The sequence below is a fragment of the Pseudomonas sp. LAM2023 genome (assembly GCF_016620375.1).
GTDB lineage: Bacteria > Pseudomonadota > Gammaproteobacteria > Pseudomonadales > Pseudomonadaceae > Aquipseudomonas > Aquipseudomonas anuradhapurensis.
This window is the reverse complement of record NZ_JAENHV010000017.1, coordinates 423,338-439,881: the sequence shown is the minus strand read 5'-3', so window position 1 is coordinate 439,881 and position 16,544 is coordinate 423,338. Positions and strand designations below refer to the sequence as shown.

16 protein-coding genes and 1 tRNA gene are annotated in these 16,544 nt (G+C 65.5%); 9 read left to right on the top strand and 8 right to left on the bottom strand.

Annotated elements, in window-relative coordinates:
* Nucleotides 1-140 precede the first annotated feature (140 nt).
* From mksF to mksB, 3 genes are read right to left on the bottom strand one after another with little or no spacing between them, the layout of a single operon-like run.
* Nucleotides 141-2,972 carry an Mks condensin complex protein MksF gene (gene mksF, locus JKP78_RS12025; RefSeq protein WP_170028209.1) on the bottom strand — a complete coding sequence of 944 codons (2,832 nt, stop codon included), beginning with the start codon at nucleotides 2,970-2,972 and terminating at the stop codon, nucleotides 141-143.
* Complete coding sequence (gene mksE, locus JKP78_RS12020; RefSeq protein WP_170028210.1) at nucleotides 2,969-3,676, bottom strand: Mks condensin complex protein MksE; 708 nt, start codon at nucleotides 3,674-3,676, stop codon at nucleotides 2,969-2,971. The genes mksF and mksE overlap by 4 nt, the downstream gene beginning before the upstream one ends.
* Entirely contained in the window at nucleotides 3,666-4,952 is a 1,287-nt protein-coding gene (mksB, locus tag JKP78_RS12015) for an Mks condensin complex protein MksB (RefSeq protein ID WP_200626725.1), read from the bottom strand. Before mksB ends, mksE begins: the two co-directional genes overlap by 11 nt.
* 302 nt (nucleotides 4,953-5,254) lie before the next feature.
* Here mksB and JKP78_RS12010 point away from each other — a divergent pair, with 302 nt between their 5' ends.
* On the top strand, nucleotides 5,255-6,040 hold the full coding sequence (locus JKP78_RS12010) for an energy transducer TonB (RefSeq protein WP_200626724.1): 786 nt from the start codon (nucleotides 5,255-5,257) through the stop codon (nucleotides 6,038-6,040).
* Entirely contained in the window at nucleotides 6,037-6,492 is a 456-nt protein-coding gene (gene rimI / locus JKP78_RS12005; RefSeq protein ID WP_200626723.1) for a ribosomal protein S18-alanine N-acetyltransferase, read from the top strand. Before JKP78_RS12010 ends, rimI begins: the two co-directional genes overlap by 4 nt.
* 94 nt (nucleotides 6,493-6,586) lie before the next feature.
* On the opposite strand, the gene JKP78_RS12000 is transcribed toward rimI, so the two are convergent.
* Nucleotides 6,587-7,744 (bottom strand): hypothetical protein, encoded by a 1,158-nt coding sequence (locus JKP78_RS12000; protein WP_200626722.1) that lies wholly within the window; start codon nucleotides 7,742-7,744, stop codon nucleotides 6,587-6,589.
* 67 nt (nucleotides 7,745-7,811) lie between these two features.
* Here JKP78_RS12000 and JKP78_RS11995 point away from each other — a divergent pair, with 67 nt between their 5' ends.
* Complete coding sequence (locus JKP78_RS11995; protein ID WP_200626721.1) at nucleotides 7,812-8,393, top strand: D-Ala-D-Ala carboxypeptidase family metallohydrolase; 582 nt, start codon at nucleotides 7,812-7,814, stop codon at nucleotides 8,391-8,393.
* Here the strand turns inward: JKP78_RS11995 and JKP78_RS11990 are convergent.
* Complete coding sequence (locus JKP78_RS11990; protein ID WP_186689213.1) at nucleotides 8,333-9,250, bottom strand: LysR substrate-binding domain-containing protein; 918 nt, start codon at nucleotides 9,248-9,250, stop codon at nucleotides 8,333-8,335. The genes JKP78_RS11995 and JKP78_RS11990 overlap by 61 nt on opposite strands.
* 182 nt (nucleotides 9,251-9,432) lie before the next feature.
* On the opposite strand from JKP78_RS11990, the gene JKP78_RS11985 reads away from it, so the two are divergent.
* A complete protein-coding gene (locus tag JKP78_RS11985) occupies nucleotides 9,433-10,044 on the top strand; it encodes a LysE family translocator (RefSeq protein WP_186689210.1) in 612 nt (203 codons plus the stop codon).
* 66 nt (nucleotides 10,045-10,110) lie between these two features.
* Here JKP78_RS11985 and JKP78_RS11980 read toward each other — a convergent pair.
* A tRNA-Met gene (locus JKP78_RS11980) sits at nucleotides 10,111-10,187 on the bottom strand.
* Between the two features lie 259 nt (nucleotides 10,188-10,446).
* Between JKP78_RS11980 and JKP78_RS11975 the strand changes: the two genes are divergently transcribed.
* From JKP78_RS11975 to JKP78_RS11965, 3 genes are all read left to right on the top strand, one after another.
* Entirely contained in the window at nucleotides 10,447-11,661 is a 1,215-nt protein-coding gene (locus JKP78_RS11975) for an MFS transporter (protein WP_186689208.1), read from the top strand.
* A gap of 100 nt (nucleotides 11,662-11,761) precedes the next feature.
* Nucleotides 11,762-11,899, top strand: coding sequence for a hypothetical protein (locus tag JKP78_RS11970; RefSeq protein WP_186689205.1), 138 nt, complete (start codon nucleotides 11,762-11,764; stop codon nucleotides 11,897-11,899).
* A gap of 83 nt (nucleotides 11,900-11,982) precedes the next feature.
* Nucleotides 11,983-13,140 (top strand): MFS transporter, encoded by a 1,158-nt coding sequence (locus JKP78_RS11965; RefSeq protein WP_186689203.1) that lies wholly within the window; start codon nucleotides 11,983-11,985, stop codon nucleotides 13,138-13,140.
* Between the two features lie 6 nt (nucleotides 13,141-13,146).
* Here the strand turns inward: JKP78_RS11965 and JKP78_RS11960 are convergent, their stop codons facing one another.
* Together JKP78_RS11960 and JKP78_RS11955 are read right to left on the bottom strand one after the other, a co-directional pair.
* The gene (locus tag JKP78_RS11960; RefSeq protein ID WP_186689200.1) at nucleotides 13,147-14,103 is read right to left on the bottom strand and encodes a FecR domain-containing protein; all 957 of its coding nucleotides are present in this window, start codon (nucleotides 14,101-14,103) and stop codon (nucleotides 13,147-13,149) included.
* Nucleotides 14,090-14,605 carry a sigma-70 family RNA polymerase sigma factor gene (locus JKP78_RS11955; protein ID WP_186689197.1) on the bottom strand — a complete coding sequence of 172 codons (516 nt, stop codon included), beginning with the start codon at nucleotides 14,603-14,605 and terminating at the stop codon, nucleotides 14,090-14,092. Before JKP78_RS11955 ends, JKP78_RS11960 begins: the two co-directional genes overlap by 14 nt.
* Before the next feature lie 169 nt (nucleotides 14,606-14,774).
* Between JKP78_RS11955 and JKP78_RS11950 the strand changes: the two genes are divergently transcribed.
* On the top strand, nucleotides 14,775-15,401 hold the full coding sequence (locus JKP78_RS11950) for a DNA-3-methyladenine glycosylase family protein (RefSeq protein ID WP_186689194.1): 627 nt from the start codon (nucleotides 14,775-14,777) through the stop codon (nucleotides 15,399-15,401).
* A gap of 42 nt (nucleotides 15,402-15,443) precedes the next feature.
* Nucleotides 15,444-16,496, top strand: coding sequence for a bifunctional DNA-binding transcriptional regulator/O6-methylguanine-DNA methyltransferase Ada (gene ada / locus JKP78_RS11945; protein WP_170028222.1), 1,053 nt, complete (start codon nucleotides 15,444-15,446; stop codon nucleotides 16,494-16,496).
* Nucleotides 16,497-16,544: the final 48 nt, after the last annotated feature.

Here is a 16,544-nt window from a genome sequence, read left to right as displayed (position 1 = left end):
GGTAGAACCTGGGAGGCCTTTGGCCTCCATCGCGACACAAGGCCGCTCCTACAGGGATTCGCGTATTCCGGTGATACGCAAATCCCTGTAGGAGCGGCCTTGTGTCGCGAAAGGGCCGCAAAGCGGCCCCACGCTCTCTGTCAGGCCAACTCCTCGGCCTGATCTTCGCGCACAACCGCCTTCACCTCATCCCGACGGCTGATGTACTTCCAGTCCGCCTCGTCGATGTAGATGCCGTTCGGCCCGCTGCCACCTTCCAGGTCGATTGCCACGCGCGCCGACACCTGCGGCTTCACGCTCGCCAGAATCGGCACGAAGCCCAGCTGCAGGCTGGTCTCCAGCAGCGCGGCCTGGTTGCGTTCGTCGATGTCCGCCGCTTCGTCCAGGTAGTACGGCAGGCGGATGCGCCCGGCCAGGTCACGGTCCATCAGGTGCAGCAACAGGTACATGTTGGTCAGCGCCTTGATGGTCATGGTGGTGCCGTTGGATGCCGCGCCGTCGATGTCGGCGTGGATCACCGGCTGGCCGTTGACCTTGGTGATCTCGAACGCCAGTTCGAACAGGTCCTTGAGGCCCAGCTGGTTGTGGTTGGCCGCCACCAGGCGTGCCAGGTACTCCTTGGCCTCTTCGTTCTTGTTGTCCTGCTCGGCGCTCTGGGTCAGGTCGAACACCGACAGGGTCTCGCCCTCTTCGTACTGGCCGGCGCTGTGGATGATCTGGTCGATGTGCTTGAGCGCCTCCTTGTTCGGTGCCAGCACCACGCGGAAGCTCTCCAGGTTGGACACCTGGCGCCGGTTGATCTCGCGGTTGAACAGGGCCAGCTGGTGCTCGAGGCTGTCGTAGTCGCTACGGATGTTGCGCAAGGTCCGGGCGATGTCGGTGACCGCGGCGCGGCGGGCCTTGGCCAGGGTCAGGGCCTCGTCGGTGCGGTGCGCGTAGGCGTTCACCAGCAGCTGCAGGCGGCGTTCCATGTCGTCTTCGCTGTCGAACTTGGCCACGCCTTTGAGGCGCACCTGGGCGTACAGCGCCTCGATCTGGTTGTCCACCCGCTGCAGGCTCTGCCAGCTGTCCTGGTAGTCGTTGAGCAGCGGCAGCAGGTTGTCCATCGAATCGTCGATGGCCTCCATGTACGGTGTGCCGTAGGGCAGGTCGGCTGGCAGCAGCTGGCGACGGCGCAGGGCGTCTTCCAGGGTGCGCTGCTTGGCCTCGAGGTCACCGATCTGCCGGCCAACCAGCTGCAGCTTGGCCGACAGCTGCTGGACGCGCTCGGTGAAGGCATCGCTGGAGCGCTTGAGTTCGTCCTGGGCGGCTTCCAGCTGCGCCAGCTGCTCCAGTTTCTCGGGCTCTTCGGCGGCCAGGGTTTCGCTGCGGCGGAAGTCTTCCAGCGCTTTCTGCGCGTCCAGCACCTGCTGGTACAGGGCTTCGGTCTGGGCCTTGGACGCGGAGCGGTCGGCGGCTACGGCTTGCTGGGTCTTGAGCTGCTTCAGCTCTTTTTCCAGGCGCTCCTTCTGGTCGCGCAGGGCGGCGCGGTCGGCCAGGGCCTGCAGTGCCGGCGGGTCGATGTGCGACAGGTCGATGGACAGGCCGGGCGCCTCGAAACGCTCGCCCTTGAAGCCGTCGAGCACCGCTTCCAGCGATTTTACCCACAGCTCGCTGTCATCCAGCTCGATCCCCCGGTCGCCCAGCGGCAGGCTGAACAGGGCCCCGTTGAACAGGCGCATCAGGCGGTCGACGTCCTGCTGCGAGAACTCTTCGCGCAGGCGCGCGTAGCTGTTGTTGTCGGCGTGGTCGAGCTGCTGGCGTACCTGCTTCAGGCGTTTTTCCAGGTCGCGCACGCGTTCGTCCAGGTCTTCGGCACTGAACTGCCGCGACTGGGCCAGGGCGCCGGCCAGTTCGTCGTGGGCGTCCTTGGCCGCCAGCAGCTGCTGCTCCAGGACCTTGACGTCATCGACCAGGGCAAAGCGGTGCTTGAGCACCGACAGCTCGCCCAGCCAGCGCTGGATGCCGGTGATTTCCCGCTCCAGGCGCATCAGCTCCTGGGTGCCGCCACGCTGGTCGTTCTGCAGGCGGTCCTGCTCGCCACGGTAGTGCTCGGCCTGGATCACCAGCTCTTCCTTGCGCGCCATGGCGTATTCCTGCCAGGTCGCCAGCAGGGTATCGAGCACGGGTGAAATGCGGTGCAGCTTGCCGCGCAGGATGTCGCGCTGCGCCACACCACCGGCCAGGGCCTCGACCAGTGGGCCGGCGGCGACCAGGGCGTTGTAGTCCTGTTCCATGCGGCGTACGTCGCGGAAGGCCTCTTCGCAAGCGGCGATGTAGTCGACACTGCCGGAGCGCAGGCTGTGCTCGAAGGCATCGAGGAACAGCTGCTTGAGCTTGGCGGCGGTGATCTCGCGCATGTGCAGCAGGTTGATGAACAGCGCGCGGAAGGTTTTCAGGCTTTGCTCGCTGGTCGAGCGCAGCGGGATCATGGTCAGGTCCAGCGGCACCGAGGTGTGGCCGCCGACCAGCAGCCGGCGCAGCTCGTCCGGCTTCACTTCATAGGCCTTGATGCCCAGGCGTTCGAGGTTGGTGAACAGCTCTTTCTGGCGCAGGCAGGTGTCGTTCTTCTGATAGTGGGCCAGGTCCAACTCGCCCTTGTAGGCGAAGAACTGGTGGCCGAAACCGCCGCCCGGGCCACGCCCGACCACGCCGATCACGTGCGGGCCGTGGGGCAGGCTCAGCTCGCAGAGGATGTACGAGGTGTCGCTGGCGAAGTAGAAGCGGCGCGACTGCTCCAGGCTGTACTTGCCGAAGCTCATGTCCGACATGCGTGCCAGGATCGGGAACTGCAGGGCGTTGATCGACGCCGATTTACCCAGGTTGTTGGCACCGTAGACCGACAGCGGCTGTTCCAGCGGGAACAGGCCAAGGCTGTAGCCAGCGGTGTTGAGCAGTGCGAAGCGGCGGATGCCGTAGCGTTCCTGGCTCATGCGTCAATCTCCTGTTGCTCTTCGCGGATCGCCCGGGCCAGGGCTTCCTCTTCGCTTTCCTCGCCCTCGAAGGGGCTGAGGTCGAGCGGGTCGTCGGTGCGGTTGAGTTCTTCGGGGCTTTCTTCCTCGACCAGCACCGGGGTCGGCAGTGGCAGGTCGCTGTGCAGCGTGGCCGCCAGGTCGCGGTCCTGCTGCACCGCCAGGCACACGTCGAGGAAACGGTGCATCGGCGGCAGGAAGCGGTAGATACCGCCTTCCTCGAAGGCGAAACCGAGCTGGGTCATACGCCGGAGGATTTTTTCTTCCAGCTCGTCCACGGTCTGCACTTCGGCCTGCAGGAACAGGTCGCGGTACTTGTCCAGCAGCGACGGCAGTTCGTCGCGGCCAATGCTGCCGCCGTCGAGCACGGCCATCGGGTCGCGGCCCTGGTCGGCCAGGTGCTCGACCAGGATGAAGGTGAACAGCGACAGGCGCTGCGCGGTCTTGTTGACCTGCGCGGCGCTCAGGTCCGGCACGAAGTAGTAGAAGCCACGGGTGTCGCACACCAGTTCGAAGCCCAGGGCCTTGAACAGGGTGCGGTACTGGTCCTGGAAGTTCGACAGCTGGGCATACAGCTCGGGGTCGCGGCGGCTGACGTGGAAGCCTTTGAACAGCTCGCGGAAGATCGGCGCGAGCTGGGACAGTTCGGAAAGATCAAGATGCATGGGCTGGGCTCGCGTTGGTTTCGGTAGACGCAGTGGCGTCTTCGCGGCTGGAGGTCAGGGCGAACGAGCGCAGGCTGACCAGGTGTTCCTGGGTGGTGTACTCGCGGCGGTCGAGGCGTTCGCGCTTGAAGCGCTTTTCCCGCGACAGGCGCGAGAACCAGTACAGCAGCTCGTCGGTGGCGCTTTCCGGTTCCTGCTCCAGCAGCCAGACCATCAGGTCGGGCAGCGGCAGGGCCTGTTCGCAGCGTTCGGCCATTTCCTTGACCGTGCGCGGTGCGCGCGGCAGGACGCCGGACTGGGTCTTGTGGGCCTTGGGGAAGCGCGCCGGCTTGGGCTCGAAGCGAGCCAGGGCGTAGACGTAGGCTTCAACCTGGCTGGCACTGCCGAGGAAGGTGCTTTGCGGGCGAGTGAACAGCGGCATGGCGGCTTGCGGCACGGCATCGATGCCCTTGCGCCGGATCACTGACAGGGCCAGCGCGGCGCCACGGGTCACGGCGTTGTGCCGGCGGGCTTCTTCACGCAGCGGCAGCAACAGTTCGCGGGCGTGGCGCAGGGTCAGCTGGGCGCTGGTCTGCATTTCCAGGATGCGTGCGTGGGTGCGCAGCAGCATGTCGTCGTCGACCAGGTGACCCAGGCGCGCCTGTTCGCCGAGCAGCTTCAACAGCACCGTCTCGACCTTGCGCACGCCCTGCTCGAAGGCGCCGTCGGCGTTGACCAGCTGGATCATCGGCTCGACGTATTCGTCCCAGGTGGCGAGCACTTCGGCATAGCGCTGGCGCAGCGGGATCTGGCGGTTGCTGGTCTTGGCCCGTTCGGCCACGGCCACCAGTGCCTGCTCGTCATTGTCGAGTTTCTTCAGCACATCGCGCACGCGCATGTCGAGCAGGCGCAACTGGCGCGCCAGGTCGTCGCTGTCGCGGTTGTCGAAGGCATCCTGGATATGCCCGGCCAAGCGCTCCAGGTGGCGCAGGTAGGCTTCGATCTCCAGGCACAGGCCCAGCCGGTGTTCGCGGCGCAGGTAGGCGAGGAAGTCGTGGATCTGCGCGTTGAGCTCGAAACGGTTCGGGCTCTTGGCCACCGGGACCAGGATGTCCAGGCGGATCCACACCTCGAGCAGCTGGGTGATGTCCTGCGGTGTGCTCTCGACCTGCTGGCGGGCGACGTGCTGGCGCAGTTCGACCAGGCTCAGGGTGCCCTGGTCGAAACGCTCGCACAGCGGCTCGATCAGGGCCCAGTGTTCGGCTAGGGCGCGCAGGACGCGCTTGGGTTCGATCATTGGCTTCGACTCGTTGCCAAGAAAAAGGGGGCGATTGTACTGCATCCGGGGGGGAGGTTTTCACCCCTTGGTCTGTAATGCGAGATAACCTTTGCTTCTATAAGGGATTCACTGGCCTCTTCGCGGGCTCGCCCGCTCCCACAGATCCTCCATGCACCTCAAACTGTGGGTGATGCCTGTGGGAGCGGGCGCGCCCGCGAATGCGTCGGCACAGGCATCAAAAATCCGCCGACCAGTTGCGGCACTCGCATGCCAACAGCGTTAGAATGCGCAATTGTCTTCACCCCTCGGGACCCCGCACCTTGCTCACCGAACCCCGTCGCCGCGCCTACCTTTCCGCCATGCAAGTGGTGCACTGGCTGCCGCGCGCCGAACTGCCGTTCGCCGCATCGTCGCGGCCCGAGCTGCTGCTGCCGGTGGCACCGGTCGAGGACGTCGATTTCCAAGCCCGGCCCGCACCAGCCACCAACGAAGCGCCCGCCGCCCCACAAGCGCGCGCCGGCGAGCGGCCGAAAATCGAGATACCGCGACCGGCCAGTCTGCCCAAGCCGGCCGCCAAAGCCGCCGAGGCCGAGGAGCCGGTCGCCGCTACCCGCCCGGCACCGGTGCCGCCCCCGCGCTTCTCGCTGCAGCTGCTGCGCGCCGGCAACTGCCTGCTGCTGGTGGAATTGGCCACCGGCCAGCCGTTCCAGAGCCGCGACCCGTCCTACCTGCTGCTCAAGGACATGCTGCGCGCCGCCGGCCTGCCCGATGCCCCGCAGATCATCGGCGAACCGGTGCGCTGGCCGCTGCTGGTGCGCGGCAACCTGGACCAGGGCCCGGAAGCCGCGCGCGACTTTGTCCAGGGCTTTGTCCAGGCACGCCTGGAAGACGCCCCGTGCGCCTGCCTGTGGCTGGTCGGCCTGCCGGCGCTGCGCTTTGCCGCCAATACCGACAGCGACGCCTATTACCAAACCCTGACGCTCGAGGGCCTGGGCGACGCCTGGGCCTTGCCGGGCCTTGAACTGTTGATGGACGAGCCGCAGCGCAAGGCGGACGTCTGGAAAGCCATGCGCCAGCTGATGGCGCGCTGGAAGAGCGTTGAATGAGTGACTCGATCAGTTTCCGCCGGATGACCGAGGCGGATCTGGATGCCGTACTTAAAATCGAATATGCCGCGTTCAGTCATCCCTGGACCCGTGGGATCTTCCAGGATGCGCTCAAATCCTACGAAGTCTGGCTGATGTTCGACGGCCAGCAGCAGGTGGGACATGGCGTGATCAACGTGATCATCGACGAGGCGCACCTGCTCAATATCACGGTCAAGCCGGAAAATCAGGGCCGCGGCCTGGGCTTGCGCCTGCTCGAACACCTGATGGCCCGGGCTTACCAGCTCAACGGTCGTGAGTGCTTCCTGGAAGTGCGTGCCAGCAACCAGTCGGCCTATCGCCTGTACGAGCGCTATGGTTTCAACGAAATCGGTCGCCGGCGCGACTATTACCCGATCGCCGGCGGCCGTGAGGATGCGTTGGTGATGGCCTGTACCCTGCTCGAAGACTGAGCGGGCCTGCCCGCTCCCACAGATGAAGTGCAAGGCCCGAGGCCCGTAGTTCACCTGTGGGAGCGAGCGTGCTCGCGAATAGGCGGTTTGCCGGTCACAAGCCCTGCGGCTGAGCCTCGACCGGCCTGTCCAGTTCGCGCAGGCTGCGGGTCACGCTGGCGGTATTGCATTTGGCTGCGGCCTGCTCCGGCGTGTACTTGCGTATGGTGCGGAAGAACAATTCACAGGTCTGCTTTTTCTGCGTCACTTGCCACTTGGTCGCGCAAGCATCCAGCGTCAGCTTGGCATCGGCCCGTTGATTGCGCCCCATCCCCGCCTGCCAGCAGGCGGCCGTCAGGTCCTGCCCCATCATTTTCAAGCCCGCGGCATCGGCCGCATCCTGATCGCCACCGTGGCTATCCTTGTTCGCGGTATACCAGATAGCACTGGGGTGGTTGGCACCCAGCACCGGCACCTTGGTCCCGGCTTGCGGGCTGATGGTGACCAACCCCAGCACATTCACCTGCGGCCCATATTGCTGCTGGATCCAGCTGCGCACTGGCGCGCCGAAGGCGACCATCGGCAGGGGCTTGGCGGGGTTCTGCAGGGTCATCTCGCTGACCATGCGCACCTGGTAGTCCTTGAAGTAGCTATAGGTGTCCTTCAGCGTTTCACCGGCGCTGGCCGGCGCGGCGATGGGGGCGATATCGATGATGGTCTGGTAGGCCGGGGTCTGGCTGGCGTCGACACCGTTGAAGGTCAGCAGCTCGGCCCAGCGGTCGGTGGTGTTGGAGCGCAGGTAGTCCTGGGCCTGGGTCAGCGAGTAATCCGGCGGGAAGTGCAGCAGCTCGATGCTGCGGCGGTTCTGCAGGGCCATGCCCAGCGGCAGGAACAGGTACCAGTCGTAGGACCATTTGCCGTCCTTGTTCAGCTGGGTCGCGCCCTGGTAGGCCAGCTCGCCGGTGTCGAGCAGCTTGCGCAGGGGCTTGGCATAGCTGGCGGGTACACCGCTGATGGTCGCCTGCAGGCGGTCGTTGTCGCGGCTCACCTTTACCTGGGCATCGGCGTGGCCATCGCGCCGTACGCTCTGGGTCAGGTAGTGCTCGACGGTCTGTTCCAGGGTCCAGTCGCGATAGCAGATGACGTGGCAGTTGTTGGGGAAGGCGAACAGGCGGGTAACGCGCTGGGCGTCGCCCAGGTCGATGCGAGCGTCGGCCGCGGCCAGGCCGCTGAAGGCGAGGGCGACGAGGCCCGGTAAGGCAATCTTGTGCATGCTTAACTCCTTGTCGTGCGCCGCCGTGTTTGGCAGCGTTGCACATACTGGGGCAGGGAGAGCAGGGATGAAAAGGGCTAGATGGTTGCTGCTGGCGCTGGGCATGCTGGGGGCTGCGCTGCAGGCCGATGAGCGTGACCTGTGGATGTTCGCGCAATGGGCCGGGGACCATCAGACCCGGCCATTTCGCCAGATGCTGGTGGACGCCCGGCTGTATGGCGTGGTGCCCATCCACCAGTTGCTGCGTTCGGCTTCGGACTGGCGGCTGTGCCGGGCTTCGCCTTTTGCGCTGCCGCCTGCCAGCAACTGGCCGGCAGTGCGGGCCACGCTGTCGCTGATCAAGGTGCTTGACCAACAAGGCATCCTGCGCCAGTTCGAAGTGGTGTCGGCCTACCGTGACCCAGGCCTCAACCGCTGCGCGGGTGGTGCCGTGGGTAGCGCGCATACTCGCGCCTTTGCGGTGGATATCCTGCTGCCGGTGTGGGCCGACCCCAACCCGCTATGCCGTTTCTGGCAGCAATCCGGCCAGGCCTGGAACATGGGGCTTGGGCGCTACCCGAGCGGGCGCATTCACATCGATACCGCAGGCTATCGCACCTGGGGCGGTGACGGCCGTTCGGGTTCGTCGTTCTGCACCAGGCCCAGCTGAGCCAGGCAGCTGCGGCATTCGTCCGTCACCCAGGCGGCGAAGCGCTGGCGCTTGCCGCCGTCGTGCAAAGGCTGGGGGCTGAGCAGATGATAGGCCGAGCCGTCAGGTACAAAGCCGAAGGGGGCTTGCAACTGCCTGCTGTCGAGTTCGTCGCGTACCATCAGGGCGGAGGCCATGGCCAGGCCCAGGCCAGCGCTGGCGGCCTGGATCGACAGGTAGAAGTGCTCGTAGTCGCTGCGCTCGGCATGCCGGGCCTGCTGCCCGCTCAGGCGCAGCCAGGTGGGCCATGCCGCGGGGCGGGTGCTGCTGTGCAGCAGGCGCTGGTGGTCGAGCCGCACGCTGGCGGTGGGGTGGCACACCGGGCCGATCCATTCGTCACAGATCTTCACGCTGTGCAGCTGGTTGCCCCAATGGAAGTCGTCGCGGCGGATTGCCAGGTCGACACCGCTGCGGGTGAAGTCCAGCGGCCCGCCGGCAGCCACCAGGTGCAACTGCAGGTCGGGGTGGGCAGCATGAAAGCGCGGCAGGCGCGGGATCAGCCAGCGCATGGCGATGGTGGGCTCGCAGGACAGCACCAGTACATTATCGCGGCCCTGTTGTTGCAGGCGCTGCACAGCGCCTTCGAGTTGCTCGAAAATCGCCTGGGTGGTGCTGTGCAAGGTGCGGCCGGCCGGAGTCAGGAAAATGGCCCGGTTACGGCGCTCGAACAGTTCCACGCCAAGGCTTTCTTCAAGCAGGCGCACCTGGCGGCTGACCGCGCCATGGGTGACATGCAGGTGCTCGGCGGCGCGCACGAAGCTTTCGGCCTGCGCGGCGATGTCGAAATAGCGGAAGGCGTTCAGTGGCGGCAGCTTCATGGCGTCCCTGTTTGGCTGTGCCGGCCTCTTCGCGATTAAACCGCGAAGAGGCCGGCACAGGTTTCTATGATCAGTGAGAAAAACTAGCAGATTTACCTCACTTTAAATCGATTTTGCCTTGTCCATAAGCTCTCGATAATCAGCGAATCTGTGCATTTACATCGTCTATCGAGAGCCCCTTCATGACCGAACTCATCGCCATCGCCCTGTTCACCTTGCTCGCCGTCATCAGCCCCGGCGCGGATTTCGCCATGGTTACCCGCAGCAGTTATGCACAGGGCCGCAAGGCAGGGCTGGCTGCCGCCGTGGGCATAGCGCTGGGCGTGCAGGTGCACGTGCTGTACACGGTGCTGGGAATTGCCCTGATCATCAGCCACAGCCCGACGCTGTTCCTGGCCATGAAAGTGCTCGGTGCGGGTTATCTGATCTACCTGGGTTACCGGTTGCTGACCCGCCGCAGCCAGGTAAGCGTGAACGGGGAGGCGGGCCAAGCAGGCTTGCTGATTGCGCTGCGCACCGGCTTTCTGACCAATGCCCTCAACCCCAAGACCATGCTGTTCGTGATCAGCGCCTATACCCAGGTGGTTCAGCCGGGCAGCTCGCTGGCACTGGACTTCGCCTATGGTGGGTTCATGTCATTCGCTCACTGGGCCTGGTTCAGCCTGGTGGCGGTGTTCTTTTCCAATGCGGGATTGCGCAAGGCGATGCTGGCAAGGCAGCAGCTGGTCGATCGGATGATCGGCGTCGCGCTGATCGGCCTGGGCCTGGCCGTGGCGTTCGCCGGGGTGAAGTGAGGGAGGGCGGATTTTCTGCAGGCAAAGAAAAAGGGCTTACCTTGCGGTAAGCCCTTCGTCTTTGTTTGGTGGCTACACAGGGACTTGAACCCCGGACCCCAGCATTATGAATGCTATGCTCTAACCAACTGAGCTATGTAGCCGATGGCGCGCATTATTCTCTTGAACGGCCCCCCTGTCAACACTCATTTCAAAAAAAATTTGCACGCTTTCAAAAACTTAGCGGCCAGGCTGGGTTTCTGCCTGGCCTGATGGGATCACCCTGCCGCGACAGCGGGCATTTCGCCCAACGCTGGCGGGGACATTTGCAAGAAAAGCGCGACTGGATTGTAAAAAAGGTAGCTAGGTAGCTATCTATTTCCTGATAATCGGATCCCAGACTGCGGACGGAGACTCAGGGCCATGGCCATCAGTAGCGCCCCCACGGCATCCACCAGTGCGGCGGCGAGCCAAGCCACGCCGCTGGTGATGCGCATCATCGGTTTCTGCGCGCTGGCGCACCTGATCAATGACCTTATCCAGTCGGTACTGCCGGCGATCTACCCGATGCTCAAGGCCAACTACGACCTGAGTTTCGCCCAGATCGGCATGATTACCCTGACCTTCCAGATCACCGCCTCGTTGCTGCAGCCCTGGGTCGGCTTCTTCACCGACCGCCGGCCCGCACCCAACCTGTTACCGCTCGGCACCCTGTGCACCTTGGTCGGCATCGTGATGCTGGCTTTCGTCGGCAGCTTCCCGATGATCCTGCTGGCTTCGGCGCTGGTAGGCATTGGCTCTTCGACGTTCCATCCCGAGACTTCACGCATCGCCCGCCTGGCTTCGGGTGGCCGTTTCGGCCTGGCCCAGTCGACCTTCCAGGTCGGTGGCAACACCGGTTCGGCGCTGGGCCCGCTGCTGGCGGCAGCCATCGTCATTCCGTTCGGCCAGAGCCACGTCGCCTGGTTCGGCCTGGCCGCGCTGTTCTTCCTCGGCGTCACCCTGATGCTGCGCAGCTGGTACAAGGAACACCTCAACCAGGCCAAGGCGCGCAAGGCAGTACAGGCAACCCATGGCATTTCCCGCACGCGGGTGGTCGCGGCGCTGATCGTGCTGGGCCTGCTGGTGTTCTCCAAGTACTTTTACATGGCCAGCTTCACCAGCTACTTCACCTTCTACCTGATCGAGAAGTTCCAGGTGTCGGTGGCCAGCTCGCAGCTGCACCTGTTCCTGTTCCTCGGTGCGGTGGCGGCGGGTACGTTCTTTGGTGGGCCGATCGGTGACCGCATCGGGCGCAAGGCGGTGATCTGGTTCTCGATCCTGGGCGCGGCGCCGTTCACCCTGGCACTGCCGTATGCCGATTTGTTCTGGACCACGGTGCTGAGCGTGGTGATCGGTTTCATCCTGGCTTCGGCATTTTCCGCCATCGTGGTGTATGCGCAGGAGCTGGTACCGGGTAGCGTCGGCATGATCGCCGGCATTTTCTTCGGGCTGATGTTTGGCTTCGGTGGCATTGGCGCGGCACTGCTGGGGTATGTGGCGGACTTGCGCGGCATCGAATATGTATATGGGCTGTGCTCGTTCCTGCCACTGTTCGGATTGTTGGCGGTGTTCTTGCCGAGTACCGGTAAGCGCTGATATTGGCGGGGCGCGCAGCCGCCCCGGCGATTGACGACCTGGCCCCCTTGGCCTAGAGTGCCGCCTCTTTTCCCCAGCCACCTGCGTAGTAGCCACCGCAATGCGCCGTACCCAGTCCCTGCCACACGCCCGCCAGCCTGCCCTGCAGGCCCTGCGTCGTGCGTGGCCGAGCGACACCGTGCTCAAGCGCCGCCGCAGCGTGCTGTTTGCCTTCACTTTCTCGCCACACTCCGCCTGACCTGATCTGCGCTTTCGCGTCGCGCGCCGCCCTGGCGTGCGCGCCTGTGTCTGCACGTCTTTTCGGTTTGCAAGGAGTGGTACATGAACATGCGTTTGCTGGCGGGCCTATTGTTCGCCGTCTCGGTGGTGGGTTTCAGCCTGGGGGCCAGCCTGCCGCTGGTGTCGTTGCGCCTGCATCAAGCGGGGGCGAGCACGCTGGAGATCGGCGTCCTCTCGGCCATTCCGGCTGCGGGCATGATGCTCTCGGCATTCCTGGTCGATTTCTGCTGCCGCCATTTCACCCGGCGCACCCTCTATCTGCTGTGCTTCAGCCTGTGCACGGTCAGCATCGCCCTGCTCGAATCGGCGTTCGGTTCCCTGTGGCTGCTGGGCTTGCTCCGCCTGGGCCTGGGGCTGGGCATGGGTATCGCCATCATTCTCGGCGAATCATGGGTCAACGAACTGTGCCCGGAACATAACCGCGGCAAGATCATGGCCCTGTACGCCACCAGTTTTACCGGCTTCCAGGTGCTCGGCCCGGCCATGCTGGCCGTGCTGGGGGCCGACAGCCCATGGATCACCGCCGTGGTCACGGCCTGCTATGGCCTGGCATTGCTGTGCATCGTGCTGACCGTGCCTAACGACTATGTCGAACACGAAGAGGGCGACAAGAGCTTCGGCCTGGCCGGCTTCTTCCGCGTGGCGCCGGCGTTGTGCGTGGCGGTGCTGTTCTTCTCGTTCTTCGATGCGGTGGTGCTGTCGTTGCTGCCGGTCTATGCCAGCAGCCATGGCTTCGCCATGGGCGTGGCGGCGCTGATGGTGACGGTGGTGTTCGCCGGCGACATGCTGTTCCAGCTACCGCTGGGCTGGTTGGCCGACCGGGTCGAGCGTACCGGGCTGCACCTGGCCTGCGGGCTGGTGGCGATGGCGATCGGTATCGGCTTGCCCTGGCTGCTGAACATGCCCTGGCTGCTCTGGCCGCTGCTGGTGCTGCTGGGGGCCGTGGCCGGAGGCATCTATACCTTGGCGCTGGTGCTGATCGGGCAGCGCTTCAAGGGCCAGGACCTGGTTACCGCCAACGCCAGCGTGGGCTTGCTGTGGGGTGTCGGCAGCCTGGTCGGGCCGCTGCTGAGCGGCGCGGCGATGGACGTGGCGCCGCATGGCCTGCCGATGGCGCTGGCCCTGATGGCCGGCTTGTTCGTGTGCTTTGCCCGGCAGTCTTACCGGCGCGCGGGGCGCTTGCGGGCATTGGCGGACTGAGGTTGTTCAGGCCGCGTCGATGCTCACCCAATAGCGTGTGTGGTAATCGACCCGCACCGGCAGGCTGCGGGTGAGCAGTTGCAGGATCTGCCCGGTGTCGTTCAGCTGGTAGGTGCCGGACACCGCCAGCCCGGCCACCTCGGGGGCGCAGCGCAGCAGGCCCGGGCGGTAGCGGGCCAGTTCGGCGATGAACTCGCCCAACGGCATCTGTTGCACGCTGAGTACGCCGTCGGTCCAGCCCCACGGGTCGCTGCGCAGGGTCACCGCCTGGAAGCTGCCGCTGGCCCACACCTGCAAGGTTTCGCCAGGCAGCACCCGACGTGGCGAAGCAGAGGCGGGGAACAGCGTGACATCGCCCCGACGCACCGCCAGCAGCAGGCCGTGGTCGTTCTCGCGCAACAGTAGTTGGCCATCGAGGGTGGTCATTGGGCCGACGCGAGTGTCGATGCGGAATGGGCGCTTGTCGTTGGGGTTGCTGTCCAGGCTTATCTCGCCGCGCAGCAGTTGCAGCCGGCGTTGCCCGGCGTCGAAGTGCAGGTCGATGGCGCTGGCGGTGTTGAGCTGGATGTGGCTGCCATCGCTGCCTTGCAACTGGCGGCGCTCGCCGGTGGCGGTACGGCTGTCGGCCAGCAGCTGAGGCAGGCCCAACGGTTCACGCGCGGCCCAGCCCAGGCTGCCGCCCACGGTCAGCACGGCCAATAGCTTGAGGTGGTCGCGACGGCTGCTGCGCTGCCGCTGGCAGGTATCCAGGGTGCGCCGGCTCAGGTCGTTGGGCAGCCCGGCCAGCTCGTCGCCGAGGCGGCTGACCCGCTGCCAGGCCAGGGGGTTATGCGGATGGCTGGCCAACCACTGCTGGAACTGCTGCTGCAGACGCGGGCTGGGGCGGTCGAAGCGCAACTTCACCAGCCAATCGATCGCCTGGTCGACATGCGCCTGCGCGGGCGTGCTGTCAGGCGTCGGCATAGCGCAACCGGTAGCAGGCGCCCAGGGCCTTGGCCAGGTCGCGCTCGACCGTGGCCCGCGACACGTTCAGCCGTTGGGCAATCCGCACGATGCCCAAGCCGTCCAGCTGGGCCAGCAGGAATGCCTGCCGGGCGCGCGGCTTCAATTGCTGCAAGGCTTGGTCGAGGCGTGCCAGGGTATCGAGTATGAGCAGGCGATCTTCTTCGCTGGGCACGTCGGCTTCCGGCAGGTGGGCCAGGCTTTCCTGGAAGGCCCGCTCCAGCGCGCGACGACGGAACTGGTCGATCATCAGGCCCCGGGCGATGCTGCTGAGGTAGGCGCGCGGTTCCTTCAGTGGCGACACCTGGCGCGCCCGCAACAGCCGCACGAAGGTATCCTGGGCCAGGTCGGCGGCATGCTCGCTGCACCCGACCCGGCTGCGTAGCCAGCCGCGAAGCCAGCTGTGGTGGGCCTGATAGAGCAGAGCGACCTCGGCCGGCTTGAGCATGTCGTTGGTCTGCATCTTGGTGAAGGCCCGGTCCCGTGTGCATGCGATTGTGAATGGTTCTCAATTCTATGCGGGGATGATGCCGCTGGGCAACGGCATGCGCGCAATTAACGCGCAAGAACCGGCGTTTGTCTGGTGCACGGCTGCGCTAAGCTGGACCTGCAATCGACCTGATGGAGGTGCCATGATCCTCGCCGACCTTTCGCCTGACACCTACCGGGAGGCCACCGAATACCTGGCGGCGCTCGACCCGGACTGGGCGCGGCACATCGCCGCGACCGGGCCCTGCCTGCATCAGGCCACGCCGGGGCGTGAACCCTATGAAGTGCTGGTGCGGGCGATTGCCTACCAGCAGCTGCATGCGCGTGCCGCCGAAGCCATTCTCGGGCGGTTGCTGGCACTGTTCCCGGACAACGCGTTCCCAGGGCCGGAGCAGTTGTTGGCGGTTGCCCCGGAAACGATGCGCGCCTGTGGCTTTTCGGCGAGCAAGATGGCCACGCTTCAAGGCATCGCCCGGGGCCGGCTGGAGGGCTTGGTGCCGACTCGGGAAGAGGCCCTGGGCATGGCCGACGAGGCGTTGATCGAGCGGCTGGTGGCGCTGCGCGGGGTGGGGCGGTGGACCGTGGAAATGTTGCTGATCTACAGCCTGGCGCGTGCGGATGTGCTGCCGGTGGACGATTTCGGCGTGCGTGAGGGATACCGGCGGCTGAAGGGGCTGGACAAGGCGCCGACACCGGCGCAGATGCGCTCGTTGGGGGGCGGCTGGCGGCCGTACCGTACCGTGGCGGCCTGGTACCTGTGGCGGGCCTGAAGCAGCGCCTGCACAGGCAACAACCTATCTGGACACTGACTAATGAACCTTTACACCACCCCCGAGCAACGCTGGCAAGCCGTGGAATCCCGTGACCGCGCCGCCAGCGGCCACTTCGTCTACGCCGTACGCACCACCGGCATCTATTGCCAGCCCGGCTGCAAGTCACGCCTGGCCAAGCGCAGCAATGTCGTGTTCTACGATACCCCGGCCGCCGCCGAAGCGGCCGGTTACCGCGCCTGCAAACGTTGCACCGCGTCCACCAGCCCCACTCGCCATAGCCAGCTGGTCACCCGCGCCTGCCGCCTGATCGAAGCCTGCGACCCCGCGCCCAGCCTGGACCAGCTCAGCGCCGAGCTGGCGATCAGCCCGTTCCACCTGCACCGGCTGTTCAAGGCCGAAACCGGCCTTACCCCCAAGGCCTACGCCACGGCCTTCCGCGCCCGGCGCCTGCGTGCGCACCTGGTGGATGGCCAGCGTTCGGTCACCGATGCCATCTACGACGCTGGCTACAACTCCAACAGCCGGTTCTACGAAAGCGCCGAGCAGCGCCTGGGCATGCGCCCGCGGCAATACCGCGCCGGTGGTGCCGGGGCGACCATTCACTTCGCCCTTGGCCAATGTTCCCTGGGCGCGATCCTGGTGGCGCAGAGCGAGAAGGGCATCTGCGCGATCCTGCTGGGCGACGACCCCGAGGCCTTGTTGCGTGAGCTGCAGGACCAGTTCCCCAAGGCCCGGCTGATCGGTGGCGATAGCGCCTACGAACAGCTGGTTGCCGAAGTGGTGGGCTTCGTCGAAGCGCCATCATTGGGCCTGGCCCTGCCACTGGATGTGCAGGGCACCGCCTTCCAGGAGCGGGTATGGCAGGCCTTGCGCGAGGTGCCGGCCGGTAGCCGGGTCAGCTACACCGAGATCGCCGAGCGCATCGGTGCGCCCAAGGCGGTACGCGCGGTGGCGATGGCCTGCGCGGCCAACCACATTGCCGTGGCGATCCCTTGTCATCGGGTGGTGCGCCGCGACGGCGACCTCAGCGGCTACCGCTGGGGCGTAGCGCGCAAAGCGCAACTGCTCAAGCGAGAAACGGCACTCTCCTGATCGCCTGAAGCCGCGTAGAATCCCCCGCCAAATCGAATTGCAAGAGGA

What these genes read in the sequence shown, in the direction of transcription:
- mksB (WP_200626725.1), bottom strand. Translation starts at nt 4,952, where the DNA reads ATGATCGAACCCAAGCGCGTCCTGCGCGCCCTAGCCGAACACTGGGCC.
- mksF (WP_170028209.1), bottom strand. Translation starts at nt 2,972, where the DNA reads ATGAGCCAGGAACGCTACGGCATCCGCCGCTTCGCACTGCTCAACACC.
- ada (WP_170028222.1), top strand. Translation starts at nt 15,444, where the DNA reads ATGAACCTTTACACCACCCCCGAGCAACGCTGGCAAGCCGTGGAATCC.
- JKP78_RS11970 (WP_186689205.1), top strand. Translation starts at nt 11,762, where the DNA reads ATGCGCCGTACCCAGTCCCTGCCACACGCCCGCCAGCCTGCCCTGCAG.
- JKP78_RS11995 (WP_200626721.1), top strand. Translation starts at nt 7,812, where the DNA reads ATGAAAAGGGCTAGATGGTTGCTGCTGGCGCTGGGCATGCTGGGGGCT.
- JKP78_RS11985 (WP_186689210.1), top strand. Translation starts at nt 9,433, where the DNA reads ATGACCGAACTCATCGCCATCGCCCTGTTCACCTTGCTCGCCGTCATC.
- JKP78_RS11955 (WP_186689197.1), bottom strand. Translation starts at nt 14,605, where the DNA reads ATGCAGACCAACGACATGCTCAAGCCGGCCGAGGTCGCTCTGCTCTAT.
- mksE (WP_170028210.1), bottom strand. Translation starts at nt 3,676, where the DNA reads ATGCATCTTGATCTTTCCGAACTGTCCCAGCTCGCGCCGATCTTCCGC.
- rimI (WP_200626723.1), top strand. Translation starts at nt 6,037, where the DNA reads ATGAGTGACTCGATCAGTTTCCGCCGGATGACCGAGGCGGATCTGGAT.
- JKP78_RS11975 (WP_186689208.1), top strand. Translation starts at nt 10,447, where the DNA reads ATGGCCATCAGTAGCGCCCCCACGGCATCCACCAGTGCGGCGGCGAGC.
- JKP78_RS12000 (WP_200626722.1), bottom strand. Translation starts at nt 7,744, where the DNA reads ATGCACAAGATTGCCTTACCGGGCCTCGTCGCCCTCGCCTTCAGCGGC.
- JKP78_RS11965 (WP_186689203.1), top strand. Translation starts at nt 11,983, where the DNA reads ATGAACATGCGTTTGCTGGCGGGCCTATTGTTCGCCGTCTCGGTGGTG.
- JKP78_RS11950 (WP_186689194.1), top strand. Translation starts at nt 14,775, where the DNA reads ATGATCCTCGCCGACCTTTCGCCTGACACCTACCGGGAGGCCACCGAA.
- JKP78_RS11960 (WP_186689200.1), bottom strand. Translation starts at nt 14,103, where the DNA reads ATGCCGACGCCTGACAGCACGCCCGCGCAGGCGCATGTCGACCAGGCG.
- JKP78_RS11990 (WP_186689213.1), bottom strand. Translation starts at nt 9,250, where the DNA reads ATGAAGCTGCCGCCACTGAACGCCTTCCGCTATTTCGACATCGCCGCG.